Here is a 17,354-nt window from a genome sequence, read left to right on the forward strand (position 1 = left end):
GTGTCAGTGGCCCCGCGACCAGCGCGGGGCCACTTCCCAGTGCAGGGGCGCGGGGGCATAGAGCAAGAGCAGCGCGCGAAGGCTGTTTGGGCTATAGGAGCGCGCGAGTCCGGGCCTCCGCAGCGGCCTGCGTACGCGTAGAGACCTCCAGCTTGCCCAAGATGTTGGACACGTGCACGCTCACCGTCTTCTGCGCGATGAACAGCCGCTCCGCGATCTCCCGGTTCGTCAACCCCTCCGCCACCAGTCGCAGCACCTCGGTCTCCCGTGCCGTCAAGCCCCCGTCGCCATGGCCGCCGCCGCCGGTGGTGAAGCGGGCTCGGCGGGCGAAGTCGCTCAGGGCGGTCTCCAATGGCGTGGCGCGGAGTTTGCCGGCTGCCTCTCGGGCCAGGTCCCACTCCGCCTGGGCTTCCGTGCGGGCGCCTGCTGCCAGCAAGGCCTCCGCGAGGCGCCAGCGGGCGCGGGCCGCCTCGTAGACGAAGCCGAAGTCGAAGGCCGCCACCACGCGCCGCCACAGCTCCACGTCGAGGCGGCCGTGGACGCGGTGCCATTCGGCCTCCGCTCGCAGGGCCCAGGCTTGGCCTTCTGGGCCCATGGGGCCGCGTTCGCCCACCAGGCCGGATTCGACGGCGAAGCGGACGCGGTTGAGGAGGTCGTCGGCGCCCTCCACCTGGCCTAGGTCGGCTAGGGCCCACAGGCCGATGGCGGCGACGCGCAAGGTGCCCGTCTCACCGGGTTCGAGGGTGGCCATGGCGGCCTCTACGTGGGCCAGGGCGAGGGCGGGCTCCCCACACCAGAGGGCGTGTTCGGCGGCCATGCCTCGGGACATGTAGGCGACGAGTACGTCGGACCAGAACGGGCGCAGCCAGTTGAGGCGTGCTTCGACGACGGGCAGGCCGCGGGCGACCTCTACGAACAGGGCGAACGACGACAGGACCGCCTCCGGCAGTGTGCCGACGCGGGCGCCGAAGCCGGCGGCGGTGGCCTCGGCTTCGTCCCATTCGCCGGCCACGTAGTGGATCAGGAAGCGGAGGAAGCGCAGGTCGGTGCCGTAGGTGCTCCAGTTGAGGCCGGTTTCGACCGCCAGTTGGATGCCCGCGTCGGCGATCTCGGCCGCCTCTACGAGCAGGCCCTGCTCGTAGAGGATGCGGGCGTAGTGGAAGCGGGCGCGCAGGTCCATGGCCAGGTGGCCGGTGTTCGCGGCGGCGGCGGTCTGGGCGAGCGAGCGGGCCCGGGTCATGTCGCCTTCGTTCTCCGCGTGCAGGGCCAGGGTGAGCAGGGCGCCCGCTTCCGCGTCGCGGGCGCCGGCGGCTCTGGCCGTCTCGATGGCGCGGCGGGCGATGTCCTCGGCTTCGGCGTGCCAGGCGGACCAGGTGATCGTGCGGGCATGGGTGGCCAGGGCTCGGGCGAGGGTGGGCTGGTCGGCGGCGGCTTCGACGGCGCGTTGGGCCGCGGCGATGGCGCCTTCCTGGTCGTCGAGCTCGACCAGGTAATAGGCCAGCCGCTCGTTGACCTCGGAGGTCGGGGGCAGGGCGCGCAGCTGCTGGACGGCGCGGTGGTTGTCGCCGCTGTCGGCCGCCATCACCGCGCTGCGGAAGGCCAGCGTGGCCCGCTCCTCACCGGCGAGTTCGGCGGCGTCGGGAACTCGGTCCCACAGGCTCAGCGCCCGGTCGTAGTGGCTGTGGGCTTCGGCGGGCGCGCCCAGGCGCTCGGCCAGCCTGCCCGCCTTCGCGGAGGCGGCCAGAGCCCCCGCCAGGTCGTGGCCTGCCAGGTGGTGGTGGGCGAGCTCGGCGGGCGAGGTGAGCAGTCGCGCGAAGTCGGCGTGCAGTCTGCTGCGTTCTCCGGGCAGCAGGTCGGTGTAGGCGGCTTCCTGCAGCAGGGCGTGCCGGAAGGCGTAACCGTAGCCGTCGACGCGGAGCAGGCCGCGCGAGACGATCTCGCGTACGGCCTCCTCGAAGTCGGCCAGCGGGAGCCCGGAGACCTCGCGCAGCAGCTCGTCCTCGACGCGGCGGCCGGCGACCGCGGCGGCGCGCAGCACGCGCTGGCCGGGCTCGGACAGCACCTCGACCCGGGACATCAGCAGGCTCGCCAGCCCGTCGGGCAGTGTGTCGCCCTCGGCCACGGCGGCGAACAGCTCCTCGGCATAGAACGGGTTGCCGCCCGCCCGGGTGACGATCACGCCGAGCTCCTGTGCGTCCACATCACCCAAGGTCGCGACGTAGTCGGACATTTCGCCGGAGTCGAGCGGGCCCAGCTCCAGGTGGGTGACGCTGGGCAGGCGCTTCAGCTCGGCCAGCACCGGCCGCAGGGGGTGGCGGCGGTGCAGGTCGTCGGTGCGGTAGGTGCCGACGACGCACACGCGCTCGCTCTGCACCATGCGGCTCAGGAACACCAGCAGGTCACGGGTCGAGCGATCGGCCCAATGCAGATCCTCGATCACGAACAGCACCGGCTGGACCTCGGCCAGCAACCCCAGCAGCGAGCCGAACAGCCGCTGCTGCGTGAGCCCGGCCGGAGGCGCGCTCTCCACGCCCGGCAACAGCTGGCCGAGCAGGGGGTGGGCGGCGGCCGCCTCGCGGACGGCGGGCTCGGCGCCGCGCAGGGCGTCGGCGAGCGGGAGGTAGGGCAGTGTGTCGCCGAGCTCGGCGCACTGCCCGACCAGCACGTTGAAGCCACGGGAACCGGCCTCGGCGACCAGCTCGGACACCAGCCGGGTCTTGCCGATGCCGGCGTCGCCGCCGACAAGCGCCACCTCGGCGGTGCCGAGGGCGGCGGATTCGAGCACGCGCGCGAGTCTCGCCAGCTCAGCAGCGCGCCCGACCAGGAGACCCTTCACGGCAGCAACTATGCCACGCCTGGCCGACATTCCGATTGGTCCAGGAACGGGGTACCCGATTGGCTCTCAACAGCGGGCCAAAGCCGCTTTACGCTTATATTTCATGATCCCTTGGTCCACGTACGTGCTCTTCGTGGGCGCCTCGCTCGCGCTGGTGCTCATCCCCGGCCCGAACCACCTCTACATCACCGCCAGGGGGCTTTCCCAGGGCCGCGCGGCGGGGCTGGCCAGCGCGTTCGGCGTGGAGACCGGCACGCTGGTGCACATCGTGGCGGCCGCGGCCGGGCTCTCGTACCTGATCACGAGGTCCGCGACGCTGTTCGGGATCGTCAAGTGGGCAGGAGTCGCCTATCTCGTCTATCTGGGGGTACGCGCGCTCACCGGCAAGGAGCAGGCCGAGTCCGGGGTGTCGCAGCCGGCGCAGCCGCTCGGCAAGGTGTTCCTCGAAGGTGTCGTGGTGAATCTGCTCAATCCCAAGGTCACGCTGTTCTTTCTGGCGTTGCTGCCGCAGTTCGTGAAACCGTCGGCGGGGTCGCCGGCGCTGCAGATCGTGGTGTTCGGTGCCACGCTTCTGGTGCTGGGGGTGCTCTCCGATCTGGTGTACGCGTTCACCGCCGGGGCGCTCGGCGCCCGCCTCGTCAGGAGGGCCAGGGGGCTGCGGCTCTTCAGCGGTGTGGTGTACCTGGGGCTGGGCGTGATCACGGCGTTCGCCGGGAGAAAATGAGCGCATGGCGCCGAGGAAGCAGCAGGAGATCTTCGACGCGACGCTGCTGCTGGTCGCGGAGAAGGGCTATGACGGTCTGACCGTCGAGGGCGTGGCCGAGCGGTCGGGCGTCAACAAGACGACGATCTACCGGTGGTGGCCGTCCAAGGCCGCGCTGCTGGGGGCGGCGTTGGTGGAGGCGGAGGCGCTGGAGTTCGAGGCGCCGGACACGGGGAGCCTGCGTGGCGATCTCGTCGCCCTCGTGGAGGGGATCAGGCGGCTGCTCACCCAGCCGCCGGCCAGGGACATCGCGGTGGCCGCGCTCGGCGCCGCCGTACGCCATCCCGAGTTGGACGCGCGGAGGTTCTTCGCGGATCGGTTCGCGCGGGAGCGGCAGGTTTTCGAGCGGGCGGTACGGCGGGGTGAGCTGAAGCGGTCGGTCGACCCGATGCTCGTGGTCGATCTACTGGCCGGGGCGGTGTGGATCAGGGCGGTTTTCCGGGGGTTGCCGCTCACGGACGAATTCGCGAGTCAGGCGGTGTCCGTGGTGCTTGATGGTGGTGGCGTCATGTCTTGAGGGACGACTTCGCGGGCCAGGTAGTGGCCGAGGTCCTCGGTGGTGGCGTCATGTCTTAGCGGGATAAATCCGGCGCCGCGCCGCCCACCGCAGCGCCCTCGCCCCCGCCCCCGCCCTCGCCGCCGGTCAGAGGGCCTCGGCCAGTGCGGCTGGGATGCGGTCCAGCACCGGGTACGACATCAGCCCATAGGCGTAAAAGTCCACCGCCAACGCCCCCGCCGCCTTGGCCCCCCGCGCCTTCGCGACCAGCCGGTCGGCCGAATCGCTGTCGGGATAACCGGGCCGCAGCACCGCGCGTACCTCCCGATCCTTGCCCACCGACCGCAGGTACGCGCCCACGTCGTCGGCCACGCGGGCGGCGTCGCGCGCGTAGGCGAGCACGCCGAACGCGGGCACGAGGTCGCCGAGCGCCACCAGATCCACGCCCAGCTGCCAGGCGTCGTGCGCGGCCAGGCCGGGCGAGGGCAGCCCGTCGGTGTAGCCCTTGACGGCGCCGGTGGAGTCGATGAACACCAGTTTGGAGCCCTCGTCCGCCACGGCGGAGGCCACCTCAGAGACCAGCGTGGTGACGGTCTCCGACCGGGCGCGGGCGTAGGCGACCACCTCGGGCCCCGCGTACGCCGTCAGTGCCGCCCGGGTCACCTCGCCCTGCGCGGGCGGGTCGCCGTCGAACACCCCGCCCACGATCCTGGCGCACTCCTCGCGGGCCACCTCGGCGTTGACGCCCAGGTCGGTGGCCCGGCGCATGCAGTAGTCGCAGAAGCACAGGCCGAACAGGTAGGCGTCCATCGGCCCGAGCGGCACGAACGAGCGCTGCGGTTTGAGCGGCCTGAAGTGCAGCGACTCGGCCACGACGCTGTCGACACCGAGCCGGGCGACCGCCCTGGCCAACGCGACGGCATACTGCCGCACATCGGGATGCGCCGGGCACAGGTCGGTGAGTGAGCCGCGATCACCGAAACAGTCGCGCACGGTCACATCTGGGTGCTGGGTGCCGATCGTGGCATTGCGCAGGAAAACCGTCCAGCCATGGAGCTTCAGCCCCCGCTCCGAACAGGCTTCGCGCAGGCCGTCGAGCGCGTTCTGGTATCCGGCCGTCGGCCTGAGCCGCAGACCGGAGAACAGGTCGGCCGGCGGGACGAAGTGGGCGCCGTCGTGGCGGAGCGTGAGCCTGGACAGTCCGTGCGGGGTGACGTCGCGGGAGGCGTGGTGTACAGCGCCGACGGTCACGCCCGCCACGCCGTACCCGCTGATCCTGTCGAGCACCCGCTCGACGCCCTCGCCGCGTAGATCTTCGACGAAGACGTACACCGAACTGTCCACGGACCGACCTTACGCGCTCTTGTGCGCGACGAAGTCGATCTCCACCAGGATGTCCATCAGGTCCGAGCCGACGGTCGTGCGGACCGGGTACGGCTGGCTGAAGTACGACTTGTACACCTCGTTGTAGGCGGCGAAGTCGCGCTTGAGATGCTGCAGGTGGACCGTGGCCTTGACCACGTCGTCGAAGCCGAGGCCGTGGGCGGCGAGGATGGCGCCGAGGTTGCGCATGGTCTGGTGGGTCTGGGCGGCCACGTCGTCGCCGACGACCTCACCGGTCTGCGGGTCGAGCGGCCCCGCGCCCGAGGTGTAGACGAAGTCGCCGACGACCAGGCCCTGAGAGTACGCGCCGACCGGGGCCGCGCCCTCGGTGGTTCTCAATTCCTTCTTCACAGCATCTCCCTAACCAAATTGGGTGCTTATTGTGCCGACGCGGCGGTAGTCGCGGTCGACCACCGGGAGCGTGCGCCACTTGTCGAACGCGGTGCACGGGTGCGAGATGCCGAAGGCGAGCAGGTCGCCCGGCTTGAGCCCGTCGGCGCGGACGACCGTGTGCTGGTCCTGCATCTTCACGATGGTGACGCCGCCGCGCCTGGGAACGGGCAGGCCCTCGTCGTACGGCGCGTCGCGCTTGCCCAGGCCGACGATCGCCAGCCCCGGCTCGGGCGTGGACAGCACGTGCGCCCACACCTCCAACGCGGGCCGCAACTCGCCGGGGACGCGGTTGAAGGGCGTGCGCTCGCGGTAGTAGCCGTCGTCGTGGGTGACGTACGCTCCGGCGCGCAGGACGATCCTGGCCTGGGTGGTGACGAGCTCGCGCCCGATCACGTCGAACCACTGGCTGCCGCCGACGGTCAGGATGGGATTCTTGACGCGGATGTGCTCGGCGGCATCCTGCAACAGATACAGATATTTCCGGACCTCGGGCGCCGTCTTCAGCGCCCCTTCGTACCCGGCGATACCCGCCAGCTCCACCCCGTCGGTCCGCTGCACATGCGCGGCCACCTCCAGCAGCTGCTCCAGCGTCCGGCACCCGGCCCGCCCGCCCTCATGCCCGAGCTCGACCAGCACACTGAACGGCCGCGACGAGGCATGGCGGGCCAGGATGTCCACCCCGGCCACGGAGTCCACGAAGGACAGGAAGTCGAAGCCCGGGTCGGCGGCCAGCTCCGTCGCCGCCCACTCCAGCCCGGCGGGGTCCACCATCTGGTTGGCCACCATGACCCTGGCCGCGCCGAACTCCCGCACCGCCATCGCCTGCCGCGCCGTCGCCACGGTGAGCGCCCATGCGCCCGCTTCGAGCTGCATGGTGGCGATCTCTCGGGACATGTGCGTCTTGGCGTGCGGCGCCAGCTCCATGCCGTGATCGCGGGCGAAGGCGGCCATGGTCGCGATGTTGTGCTCGAGCGCCTCCTGATGCACGACCATCAGAGGGAGGGTGGCCCCGTCGAAGACGGACCGATTGTGTTCGTGGATTCCCTGCACAACACCCCCATTTGTCCGCGCCTGACCCTATCTCATGTTTATTTTATGATCTTGTATGGCAGGCCGAGTGGAGGTGGCTGGGCGCCGAAGTTTTTATGATCTTGTACGGCAAGCCCGGTGAGCCCCACCCGCCGCACGGGGCCGGCCCCTGTCCAGGGGCACGCTCCTCCGGTGGAGGTGGCTGAGCGCCGTGACGTGCGCATTGTGGGCCCCGTCCGTGGTTCCAGGGGGCGCCGGCCGGTTACGGGCGCAGCGCTCGTCCCGGAGTCTTGCCCGTCAAGGCACCGTTCGCCAGCACCGGCACCCCCGACACGAGCACGTCGTCCACTCCCCTCGCCGGTGTGCGCGGAGTCTCGTACGTGGCCAGGTCCGTCACCGTCGCCGGATCGATCACCACCACGTCGGCCGCGAAGCCGCGCCGGAGCAGGCCGCGGTCCGTCAGGCCGAAGCGTCGCGCCGGGTGCGACGACAGATGGACGGCGGCCTGCCCCCACGTCCAGTCGCCCAGCTCGCGCACGTGCCGTCCCAGGAACCGGGCGAACGCGCCGAAGCCGCGCGGGTGCGGGTGGCCGCCCACGTAGATGCCGTCCGAGCCGCCCGTTTGCGAAGGGTGGCGCAGTACGCGGCGTACCGACTCCTCCCCCTCCGGGCCCTCGTCGGGACGGGCCGTCACGCAGCCCGCCTCCAGGCGCGTCTCTATGAGCAGGCGACGGCAGAACTCGTGCGGCGCCAAGCCCGCCCGCTCGGCCGCCTCGACCATGCCCAGGCCCTCCGCCCACTCCAGGCCGGGGGCGTGGGAGATGGTCAGGCGCGGCCAGGTCCGCGCCAGCTCCGGCCACCAGGCGTCGAGCTCCCCGGACGACAGCATCTCCAGGGCCCGGTCCGGCTCGGCGCCCGGGACCTCGGGCGGCAGGACGACCATCGCCAGGATGGTGTTGCCGCGCAGGTAGGGGTAGGAGTCGAAGGTCAGGTCCACGCCCTCGGACAGCGCCTGCTCCACCAGGGGGAGCAGGACGTCCGCGGGTCCGTGCAGGTGGGAGATGTGCACGGCCGTACCGGATCGCTGGGCTATCTCGACGACCTCCGACATGCCTACGTCGGCTCGCTCGCCGTAGGCGCGCATGTGGGTAACGTACGGCAGGCCCGCGAGGGGTGCGCACAGGGCGGCCAGTTCCGCTGCTGAGGCGTAGCGGCCGGGCAGGTACTCCAGGCCACTCGACAGGCCGACCGCGCCGTCCGCCAGGCCGCGTTCGACGTGGGTGAGCAGGCGGGTCAGCTCGTCGCGTGTGGGGGTGCCTGAGGAGGGGCCCATGACGTCGTAGCGGATCGTGCCGTGCGGGATCAGGTAGGCGGTGTTGAGCGCGACCGCGCGGTCGTATCCCTGGAGCAGCTCGGCGACCGACAGCCCGCCGCCGGTACGCACGTCATCCGAAGGGCGCCCGTCCGTACGGGGGCTGTCCGCAAGAGGGCCGTTCACTGCTGCGAAGTAGCGTTCCGCGTAGGCGACGGTGTCGGCGGAGCCGGGGGCGAAGGACAGGCCATCCTGTCCCAGTACGAACGTGGTCACCCCCTGGCGAAGCGTCGCCAACTGTACGGCGGGGTCGAAGACGGCCGCGTCGCCGTGGGCGTGGCAGTCGATGAACCCCGGTGCGACGAACCGTCCGCTCGCGTCGATGACGGAAGCGGCCTCCGTGCCGTCGAGGCGGCCCACGGCGGCGACCCGGTCGCCGGTGATCGCCACATCGGCTCGGTATGGCGGCGCCCCCGTCCCGTCGAGCACGAGTCCGCCGCTGATGATCACATCGAAAGCCACTCAAGGATTAAACATGATCCAGCAGGTACCGCGCGGCTGCGGTCCAACCCGGGAAACCCGTCCGGCGGCCGTCGCCGACTCGAACGGCCGACAAAACAGAACATGATCACTTTTGATCAAGCTTGAGATGGTTAATGCGCTACATGGCTATTTGTCCACTATATGAGCGGGAATTACCTCAAGACGCTCGTTGCTCGAGGCGGGACACATGGCCGTGCTCTTCGCCGGAGACGGAGAAGGTCATGATCGAAAGAGGCGCGCTCGTCGTCCTAGGATCGGCTCTTGTCGCCGCCCTCGCCCTGCCTCAGGGCTTCACCGTGGCGGTCCCGGCCACCCGTACGGCGGCCCTGTCGACACGGCTGAACCCGTGCGACGACAAGGGCCAGGGCTGCGCGAAGGGCTACTCCGACGGCTACGCCAACGGCGTACGGTGCCAGCCCTCCCGCCCGGCCAAACACCCGGCTTCCGGCCAGCCGGACTACAGACTCGGCTACAAGGTCGGCTGGGCGGTGGGCCGGAAGCACGCCGGGTGTGGCGGGGGCGGTACGTCCGGGCGCGCCCAGTCCAGGCAACAGGGCAAGAGACGGGGCGCCGCGGACGCGGCCAGGTTCCACCGGTGTGTGAAGGGGCACTTCAAGGGCCGGTCGAAGACGTTCAAGCACGGTTATAAGGCCGCCAACCCCCACTGCTAGGACCACCGGCCGTCAGTCGGAGATCCGGGGCTCCGGGCGGTCGCAGCCCGTGGCCGTGGTGGCGACCGGGCGCTTGGCGAGGAGTTCGCGGGCCTGCGACCTGGCCAGGTTCCAGCCGTTCCAGGCGTCCGGCTGGTTCAGGCCGTTGGCCTTGATCACGTCGGTCAGTACGCAGCTGCGTTGCGGCTCAGGGAGCCGGTCCAGGGCCGGTACGGCTTCCGCGCCGAGGTCGCCCAGGTAGTCCGCGTCCAGCTTGGCCGGCCCGCGTACCACCACCTGCGTCTGGGCCACCTGGAAGTCCGGGTTGACGATCGCGAACGCGCCCAGTCCGAGCCCGGTGACCAGCACGATCGTGCGGGGCAGCCAGCCGGAGCCGCGACCGGCCAGCCGGGCCGCGCCCGCCAGTATGACCAGGGCGAACAGCGCGCCCAGCCACCACACCGTGGCCTGCACCGACAGGCGTAGCCGGGACAGGCCGTACGCCTCGGTGTAGAGGTCCATGCGGTGCAGCGCGGAGGCCAGCACGACCATGGTGAGGGCGCAGAGCACGCCGAGCTGGCCGGCCAGCAGCCAGCGTTCGCGCCGCTCGGTCCGGAGCAGGCCGGCCACGACGGCGACGATGCACATCACGAACACGCTGACGACGACAAGCTGGAAGAAGCCCTGCCGGGCGTACTCGGCGTAGGTGAGACCGGCGGTCTTGAGCACCCAGGAGTCGCCGCCGAACAGCACGGTGATCTGTACGGCCACGAACGCCGCGAACAGCAGGTTCACCGCGGTCAGCGGCACCACCCAGACGCTCCTGGACACGCCGAACTTGACCTCGGGCCCGACCGGATCCACCACGGGCCGCAGCGCGACCAGCACCACGGCGGCCAGCAGCACGGCCCCCACCAGGAACAGGAAGATCCGCAGCGGCACCGACTCGGCCCAGTCCGGGGTCGCGGTCAGGCGCTCCAGGTAGGTGGCGAACACGGGGTCGGCCGAGGCGAACAGCAGCCCGAACACCACCAGCAACACCGCCGTGATGCCCAGGGCCGCGACCATGGGCAGGATGCGCCGCTTGGCGGTCAGCCGCTTCAGCGGCTTGGCCAGGAACCACGGCACCGGCCCCAGCGCGAGCAGCACCGACACGCCGCCCCTGATCACGCCCAGCCAGCCGAACCCCGCCCCTGAGACGGCCAGCGCCAGCAGCCCGCACCCGGCCATGAACAGGATCCCGACCAGCCAGTCGGCGTCCCGCACGGCGGCCATCGCGATCAGCCAGTAGGCGGTCAGGCCGAACAGCACCGTCCAGGGCGTGATTCGCCGCAGCACCGCGGGCAGCGCCGCGGCGCCCAGCACCATCGTGACCAGGACGATCCCCAGCCCCACCTGCGCGTCCGGCAACGCCACGGCCGTGAACACGCCGGCCCCCGCCGCCGCCGGCAGCAGCCAGCGCGGCGTCTCGGGCAGGTCGGGGCGCGGGAAGAGCGGTGGCGGGACGTACGGCGGAGGCGGTGACTGCGGCCCGTGCCCCTGCGGTCCGGGGACCTGCGGACCAGGGACTTGCGGCCCGTACACCTGCGAACCGTGAACCTGCGAACCGTGGACCTGCGAACCGTGAACCTGCGGACCAGGCTGCCCCTGCCCCTGGTACGGCTGGCCCGGCGACCGACCCTGAGCGGGCTGGTAGGGCGGGGCAGCGACAGCCCGTCGCCCGGTACCCGCCCCCAGAGACACCCCGACGGCCCCGATGAGCGCGGTGACCAGCACGAGCGTGATGAGCGCGGCCGTGTCGCTGCCCAAGGCCACACTGACGAACACGGCCGCGAACAGCCCGACCAGGAACCCGAGAAGCAGCCCGATGACTCCTCCCCCGACCATCCGCGCAAGCCGCCCGGCAGACACCGGCACCACCGACACGGCCGCCTGCGCCGACGACGGCGAAACTCCCGACGAACCGCCCGACGGAGCCAGAGCGATCGGCTGACCCGGCGCGGCCGGCTGACCCGAGACCACCGGCTGAGCCAGCGCGACCAGCTGCGCCAACGAGTCCGACAAAGCCGATGGGACCGGCTGGGCCGACGGGACCGGTGGGGCCGACGACCCCGGCTCCTGAGCCGACGAAGCCGCGAGCACCGCCTGCCCCGCCGTCTCGGTCTCCGGCGTGGCCTCCACATCCCCCGTGGCCCGCACCTCAGACAGACCCGGCTCAACCCCACCGACCGCCGCGGCGAGAACCTCCGACTCGACTAAAGCATCACCCGCCGCAGCAGGCGGCACCCCTTCGCCGGCCCCCGAAACAGGTTCTAATGGCGTATCCGCCATGATGGTCCTCCCTGGTAGATCGACGATCATGCGGCACCCCGCGCAGTCGTCGATGCGGATCGAACCGCCGTGCAGTTCGACGATCTCCTTGACGATCGCCAGCCCCAGCCCGGCACCCCCGCCGTCCGCCGTCCGCCCCGCGTCCAGCCGGGAGAAGCGCTCGAACACCCGCCCGTGAGCCGAGGCGGGGATCCCCGGCCCCTGGTCGGCGATGGTGATGCGCACCCCGTCCCCGTCGGGCGCGCCCGTCACGGTGACCGAGCCGCCGGGCGGGCTGTGGCGTACCGCGTTGTCGAGCAGGTTCGCCAGGACCTGGGCGAGCAGGTCGGGGTCGGCGCGTACGACGAGGTCGGCGGGGACCACCGGGGTGAGCCGGACGTCCTCCCGCGCCAGCGCGGCCTCGCGTACGGCCTGCTCCAGCAGCGGTGCGAGCTCGACCGGTTCCGGTTCCATGAGGCGCACGCCCGAGTCGAGCCGTGACAGGTCGAGCAGTTGCGCCACGAGCCGGCCGAGCCGTTCGGTCTGGGCGAGCGCGGTCTTCATGGTGACCGGGTCGGCCGCGGAGACGCCGTCCACGACGTTCTCCAGGACGGCGCGCAGGCCGGTGATGGGGGTGCGCAGCTCGTGGCTGACGTTCGCGACGAGCTCGCGCCGTTGCCGGTCGACCTCGCCGAGGTCGGCCGCCATCGCGTTGAACGCCCTGGCCAGCTCCCCGACCTCGTCGCGCGAGGTGGCGCGGACGCGCAGCGTGTAGCGGCCCTTGGCGATGGTCTGGGCGGCCCTGGCCATCTGGCGCAGCGGCTTGGTCATGCCCATGGCGAGCACCTGCACCATGATCAGGGCGAGGATCAGCGCGACCACGATCCGGATGGGCCGGGAGAGGCCGGAGTTGATGCCGACCTCGTTGACCAGGAAGGCGGTGCCCACGGCCAGCACGATCACCAGGCCGAGCTTGACCTTGATGCGGCCGAGGAAGTCGAGCGGCTGCCTCATCGGCGGACCAGCGCGTAGCCGACGCCGTGCACCGTGCGGACGACGCCGGAGCCGAGCTTGCGGCGTAACGCGCGTACGTGGCTGTCCACGGTCCTGGTCGCGGCGGCCTCGGAGAAACCCCACACGTCCGACAGCAGCCGGTCGCGCTCGAAGACCTGGCCGGGCCGCTCGGCCAGGCGGCGCAGCAGGTCGAACTCCGTCCTGGTGAGCTGCGCCTCGGCGCCGCGCACGAACACCCGGCGGGCCGCGGTGTCGATCTCCACCTCGCCCACCCTGATCACCGTGTCCTCGGAGGCGAGCTGGACGGCCCGCTCGACCCGGCGCAGCAGCGCGTGGATCCGGGCCACCAGTTCGCGCATGCTGAACGGCTTGGCCAAGTAGTCGTCCGCGCCCACCCCGAGCCCGACCAGCACGTCGGTCTCCTCACCGAGCGCGGTCAGCATGAGCACCGGCACCGGCCGGGCCGCCTGCATCCGGCGGCACACCTCCAGCCCGTCGAGTCCCGGCAGCAGCCGGTCCAGGATCACCAGATCGGGCTCCGCCCTGCCGTACTCGGCCAGGGCCGTCTCCCCGTCCCCCGCCACCCTGACGTCGAACCCCTCGGCCGCCAGCCGGTTCCGTACGGCCAGGGCGATGGTCTCGTCGTCCTCGACCAGGAGGATGCGTCGCTGCTCTGCCACGGACGAAAGCCTAGAAGGGGGCTGTGCAGACGGCACTCCCCAATCTGTGCATATCCGGTGCAGACTTGGTCGGTGAACACGGACGGATACCTGCGCCGCCTCGGGCTTCCCGACCTGCTGACCGCCCCGCCCACGGCCGAGAACCTGCGCCGGCTGCACGTCGCGCACATCGAGCGGGTGCCGTACGAGGCGCTGCAGATCTGGCTCGGCCGTCCCACCACGGTCGATCCCGCCGAATCGGCCGGGCGGATCATCGGCGGCCGCGGCGGCTACTGCTACCACCTGAACGGCGCGTTCTCCCTGCTGCTCATGGAGCTCGGCTACGACGTGACCAGGCACGTGGGCGGCGTGCAGGCCCCCAACGGCGCGCCCGGCATCACCGCCAACCACCTGGTGCTCACCGTGCGCGGGCTGCCGTCCGACGACAATCCGGGCGGCGAGTGGCTGGCCGACCTGGGGCTGGGCGACGCGCTGCACGAGCCGCTCCCGCTGGTCGCGGGCGTCTACCGGCAGGGCCCTTTCTCGTACGGCCTGCGGCGTTCCGAGGTCGCGCCGGGAGGCTGGCGGTTCGACCACGACCCGAGTGGCTCGTTCCCGGGCATGGACTTCGACCCCACCCCGACCGACATGTCAGCTTTTACTGCGATGCATCATCACCTGTCGACGTCGCCGGAATCGGGTTTCGTGCGGGTCGCGACGATCGCCCGGCGGGACGCTTCCGGCGTGGATCTCCTCCGCGGGCTCGTCCTGTCGCGCGTGGGCAACGGCGCCCATTCCATCACTCTCCACACGGCTCGTGACTACTACTCCGCGTTGTCCGACGTGTTCGGATTGCACCTGGACGACGTGCGGCAAGAAGAGAAAGAAGCCCTGTTCGGGAAGGTTCACGACGCGCACGAGAAGTGGCTGTCAGGAACCCACGCCTAGCCCATGGCTTTGCCATAGAACGTGGCGATATCGTGCACCTCGGGATGGGAGAGACCAAGAAGCTCGCCGGTCGCTACCGGCTGCTGAACCCTTTGGGCGCGGGTTCCGTACGACTGGCGTTCGACGAGGTAGAACATCGTGACGTCGCGGTCAGGGAGCTACGTGTGCCCGCCGAGTTACGCGGATCCGCGGTGCAGGACGCGCGGCGGGCCGCCGGGCTTCGGCATGCCTCCGTCGTACCGGTTCTCGACGTGGTGGTGGAGGACGGCGAGCCGTGGCTGGTGATGGAGTTCGTCTCCGGCACCTCGCTGGAGCAGACCGTGGACTCGCGGCACCCCTTGCCCGTGCAGCAGGCCGCCCGGGTGGGCGTGTGCCTGCTGTCGGCGCTGCGGACCGCTCATGACACGGGGATCGTGCACGGGCGGGTCAATCCGGGCAACGTGCTGCTCACCTCGACGGGCCGGGCGGTGCTCACCGGGTTCGGGCTGCCGGGGCTGGGCATGCGGCCGGCCGCCGACATGTGGTCGATGGCCGCGACGCTGCACTTCGCCGTCGAGGGCCGGCCGCCGGGGCGGGCTCCCGCGGAAAGCACCGACGCCTTCCGATGGCTGGTCAGGGCCATGCTGGAGCCCACCGGACCGCCCCCGGTCGACGTGGTGGCCGGGATGCTCGACCGGCTCGCCGTGGAGCAGACGCTCGGGCACATACTCGCCACCGCCGGGCCGCTGCCGCCCGCCCGGGTGGCCGAGATCGGGCTGGCCGTACTCGACCAGCTGGCCGACCTGCACGCCCGGGGATCGCATCACGGCGGCGTACAGCCGGGCAACGTCCTGATCGACACGGCCGGCCGGGCCACGCTGGCCACCACGCCCGTGCCCGCGCCGGTGTCGCATGCGCCCGTGATGCCGGCGACGATCCCGGCCTACACGGCGCCAGAACGCGTGCCAGGACCCGCGGCGGACCTGTGGTCGCTGGGCGCCACGTTGTTCGCGGCCGTCGAGGGGCATCCGCCCGCCCCCGGCGCCCCGCTGGCCAAGGCGGGCGCGTTGGCGCCGGTCCTGTTCCGCCTGCTGTCGGGGTTCCCGGCGCACCGGCCGGGGCCGGACGCGCTCCGTAAGGACCTCAAGGCCGTCGCGGACCTGTTTTGAGATACGAATTTTTTAAGATATATCGCGAATGGAACCACTGGAGTGGTCCACTCGTTGGACTCAAGACGCACAATGGGAGAGGCGGGGCGCGCGCTCCGCGTACGGAGGAAGTTGAGGATGTCACCAGTCCAGAAGTACGCCATCGGCGCAGGCGCCGCGGTTCTGCTCTCGCTGATCTTCTTCGGGCCCGGCTTCATCACCATGCTGGTCGTCCTCGGCGTGGTCGCCGCCCCGGTGGTCGGCTACCTGATGCTCGACCCGTCGCAGCGCGAGCGGCTCAAGCGAGCCCGCAGACGCGGCATCGGCAGCTAAGGCGAGAAAAGGCGCGCGGCGGGGCCTCAGGCCGCCGCCGCGGCCAGGGCCGTGTGCACCCGGCTCGTCACCCGGCGTTCGATGTAGAACGACAGGAACGGCACCGTGCCGCCGAGCATGATGCCCAGCATGTACGGCCAGCTCCAGCGCGCCTTCATCCCCAGGTTCATCACCGTGATCAGGTAGATCATGTAGAGGAAGCCGTGGATGGGCGCCACGATCTTCGACAGGCCCACGACGCCGAAGCCGTATCGGAGCACCATGGCCACGCAGAGCACGAGCAGCATCACGCCGACGATGTAGGCGAGCACCCGGAAGGGCTTCAGAGCCGATTCCACCGTTAACCTTCCAGAACCATCTCAGGGGACTTGCCACTGTCCCGATCACGATCCGCTCGCACGGCATCGCGTACGAAGTGGAACCACATGAACACGGCGAACCCCGCGAAGATCCACCAGTTGGCGGCATAAGCGAGATTACGCCAAGTCAATTCCCCGCCGACGACCGGCGGCCGGACCTTTACCTGCGTCAGCGGCCCCGAGGCGGGCTGGGCGACGACATAACCGTTGCGCACCTTCTGCCCGCTCCACAGGTTGATCAGCTCACCGGTGGACACCGTCTGCACCTGCCCTGCGGGAAGCCCCTCGGTGCGGCGCTGCACGCTGTCAGTGCCTTGCGACGGGCGCAGCCGCCCGGTCACTGCGACCTTGCCACCGGGCACGGCCGCCGCCGGATCGCCGGCCTTGGCCACCCAGCCGCGGATGACCGGCACCAGCGTGCCGTCATCGAGCCGGAGCGGCGTGAGGACCCAGTAGCCCTCGTCGCGCGAGACGTTGCCGCCGGGCGCGTCGACATCGGCCGGCCGATCGGCCACCAGCAACTGGCGCGGCGCGTCGTAGACGCCCTCCGCCGAGACCTTGCGGCCCACGGCGGGCCCGGTCAGCTGCGCACCCACCTGGGACAGCGTGGCGACACCGACGGCGGCGGGATCGGTGACCGCGTGCGGCTTGCCGGAATCCTGGAACACGCCGAGCTGCCAGCGCCCGAGCAGGATGAACGCGATCAGGACCCCGATCGTCAGCAGGTGCAACCCCACCACGCGTGGGGAGAACAGGGTCCGGAGCATGCTTCAAAGCTATCCGGCCACCAGGCCGGTCCCCTAATCAGCCCATGTCCACAGATCACACCAAAAGCGGCAAGCGCACCAGACGATCACGCTAAGCTGCTGGACATGTCTGACCAGCATATCGACCCTGCCGGCAACACTCAGCAGTTCCGCGCGTTCGCGCAGCGGTCCGAGCAGGAGGCGGCGCCGAGCAAGAAGTCCCCCATTCTGCCGATCGTCGCGGTGATCGCCGTCGTCGTGATCATCGGCGTCGCGGCCTTCCTGCTCCTGCGCTAACCCCGCGCACTTCAGAGCGCCGACGGCCACCCGCTCTCGGCGCTTTTCGTGTGCCCTGAGGGCAGGTAACATACCGACCAGTCGGTGTGATATGGGTCACCCTGGACGGACCTGGACGCCTCTCATTACATTGGACGAGTCGTCTAATAACGCGGA

General features: G+C 70.8%; 16 protein-coding genes. 7 read left to right on the top strand and 9 right to left on the bottom strand.

Annotated elements, in window-relative coordinates; all coding sequences use genetic code 11:
* Positions 1 to 91: 91 nt before the first annotated feature.
* Complete coding sequence (locus tag AB0J16_RS35010) at positions 92 to 2,836, bottom strand: AAA family ATPase (protein ID WP_358547523.1); 2,745 nt, start codon at positions 2,834 to 2,836, stop codon at positions 92 to 94.
* 103 nt (positions 2,837 to 2,939) lie between these two features.
* Between AB0J16_RS35010 and AB0J16_RS35015 the strand changes: the two genes are divergently transcribed.
* Together AB0J16_RS35015 and AB0J16_RS35020 are read left to right on the top strand one after the other, a co-directional pair.
* Positions 2,940 to 3,560: a LysE family translocator gene (locus AB0J16_RS35015; RefSeq protein ID WP_358547525.1), complete on the top strand. Its 621-nt coding sequence runs from the start codon at positions 2,940 to 2,942 to the stop codon at positions 3,558 to 3,560.
* Positions 3,561 to 3,564: 4 nt separating this feature from the next.
* Entirely contained in the window at positions 3,565 to 4,116 is a 552-nt protein-coding gene (locus AB0J16_RS35020; RefSeq protein WP_358547528.1) for a TetR/AcrR family transcriptional regulator, read from the top strand.
* A gap of 126 nt (positions 4,117 to 4,242) precedes the next feature.
* Here the strand turns inward: AB0J16_RS35020 and AB0J16_RS35025 are convergent, their stop codons facing one another.
* The 4 genes from AB0J16_RS35025 to AB0J16_RS35040 all read right to left on the bottom strand — a co-directional run bounded on the left by AB0J16_RS35025 (position 4,243) and on the right by AB0J16_RS35040 (position 8,734).
* Positions 4,243 to 5,439 (bottom strand): hypothetical protein, encoded by a 1,197-nt coding sequence (locus tag AB0J16_RS35025; protein WP_358206059.1) that lies wholly within the window; start codon positions 5,437 to 5,439, stop codon positions 4,243 to 4,245.
* Positions 5,440 to 5,448: 9 nt separating this feature from the next.
* Positions 5,449 to 5,829, bottom strand: coding sequence for a Rid family detoxifying hydrolase (locus AB0J16_RS35030; RefSeq protein ID WP_357941542.1), 381 nt, complete (start codon positions 5,827 to 5,829; stop codon positions 5,449 to 5,451).
* A gap of 9 nt (positions 5,830 to 5,838) precedes the next feature.
* Positions 5,839 to 6,864 (bottom strand): alanine racemase, encoded by a 1,026-nt coding sequence (locus tag AB0J16_RS35035; protein WP_358547530.1) that lies wholly within the window; start codon positions 6,862 to 6,864, stop codon positions 5,839 to 5,841.
* 298 nt (positions 6,865 to 7,162) lie between these two features.
* On the bottom strand, positions 7,163 to 8,734 hold the full coding sequence (locus AB0J16_RS35040) for an amidohydrolase family protein (RefSeq protein WP_358547533.1): 1,572 nt from the start codon (positions 8,732 to 8,734) through the stop codon (positions 7,163 to 7,165).
* A gap of 242 nt (positions 8,735 to 8,976) precedes the next feature.
* Between AB0J16_RS35040 and AB0J16_RS35045 the strand changes: the two genes are divergently transcribed.
* A complete protein-coding gene (locus AB0J16_RS35045; protein WP_358547535.1) occupies positions 8,977 to 9,426 on the top strand; it encodes a hypothetical protein in 450 nt (149 codons plus the stop codon).
* Positions 9,427 to 9,438: 12 nt separating this feature from the next.
* Here AB0J16_RS35045 and AB0J16_RS35050 read toward each other — a convergent pair whose 3' ends face one another.
* Together AB0J16_RS35050 and AB0J16_RS35055 are read right to left on the bottom strand one after the other, a co-directional pair.
* Positions 9,439 to 12,729 carry a DUF4153 domain-containing protein gene (locus tag AB0J16_RS35050; protein ID WP_358547537.1) on the bottom strand — a complete coding sequence of 1,097 codons (3,291 nt, stop codon included), beginning with the start codon at positions 12,727 to 12,729 and terminating at the stop codon, positions 9,439 to 9,441.
* Positions 12,726 to 13,409 (bottom strand): response regulator transcription factor, encoded by a 684-nt coding sequence (locus AB0J16_RS35055; RefSeq protein ID WP_358547539.1) that lies wholly within the window; start codon positions 13,407 to 13,409, stop codon positions 12,726 to 12,728. Before AB0J16_RS35055 ends, AB0J16_RS35050 begins: the two co-directional genes overlap by 4 nt.
* A gap of 72 nt (positions 13,410 to 13,481) precedes the next feature.
* On the opposite strand from AB0J16_RS35055, the gene AB0J16_RS35060 reads away from it, so the two are divergent.
* The 3 genes from AB0J16_RS35060 to AB0J16_RS35070 all read left to right on the top strand — a co-directional run bounded on the left by AB0J16_RS35060 (position 13,482) and on the right by AB0J16_RS35070 (position 15,796).
* The gene (locus AB0J16_RS35060; RefSeq protein ID WP_358547541.1) at positions 13,482 to 14,336 is read left to right on the top strand and encodes an arylamine N-acetyltransferase; all 855 of its coding nucleotides are present in this window, start codon (positions 13,482 to 13,484) and stop codon (positions 14,334 to 14,336) included.
* A 44-nt stretch (positions 14,337 to 14,380) separates the two neighbouring features.
* Positions 14,381 to 15,484: a protein kinase gene (locus tag AB0J16_RS35065; RefSeq protein ID WP_358547544.1), complete on the top strand. Its 1,104-nt coding sequence runs from the start codon at positions 14,381 to 14,383 to the stop codon at positions 15,482 to 15,484.
* 117 nt (positions 15,485 to 15,601) lie between these two features.
* Positions 15,602 to 15,796: a hypothetical protein gene (locus tag AB0J16_RS35070; protein ID WP_358425485.1), complete on the top strand. Its 195-nt coding sequence runs from the start codon at positions 15,602 to 15,604 to the stop codon at positions 15,794 to 15,796.
* Positions 15,797 to 15,822: 26 nt separating this feature from the next.
* Here the strand turns inward: AB0J16_RS35070 and AB0J16_RS35075 are convergent, their stop codons facing one another.
* Together AB0J16_RS35075 and AB0J16_RS35080 are read right to left on the bottom strand one after the other, a co-directional pair.
* Complete coding sequence (locus AB0J16_RS35075; RefSeq protein WP_358547548.1) at positions 15,823 to 16,134, bottom strand: DUF3817 domain-containing protein; 312 nt, start codon at positions 16,132 to 16,134, stop codon at positions 15,823 to 15,825.
* Positions 16,135 to 16,136: 2 nt separating this feature from the next.
* A complete protein-coding gene (locus AB0J16_RS35080) occupies positions 16,137 to 16,922 on the bottom strand; it encodes an SURF1 family protein (protein ID WP_358547551.1) in 786 nt (261 codons plus the stop codon).
* Positions 16,923 to 17,027: 105 nt separating this feature from the next.
* Between AB0J16_RS35080 and AB0J16_RS35085 the strand changes: the two genes are divergently transcribed.
* Positions 17,028 to 17,198: a hypothetical protein gene (locus AB0J16_RS35085; RefSeq protein WP_357941520.1), complete on the top strand. Its 171-nt coding sequence runs from the start codon at positions 17,028 to 17,030 to the stop codon at positions 17,196 to 17,198.
* Positions 17,199 to 17,354: the final 156 nt, after the last annotated feature.

The sequence above is a fragment of the Nonomuraea sp. NPDC049750 genome, assembly GCF_040659625.1.
In the GTDB taxonomy this organism is placed as follows: Bacteria; Actinomycetota; Actinomycetes; order Streptosporangiales; family Streptosporangiaceae; genus Nonomuraea.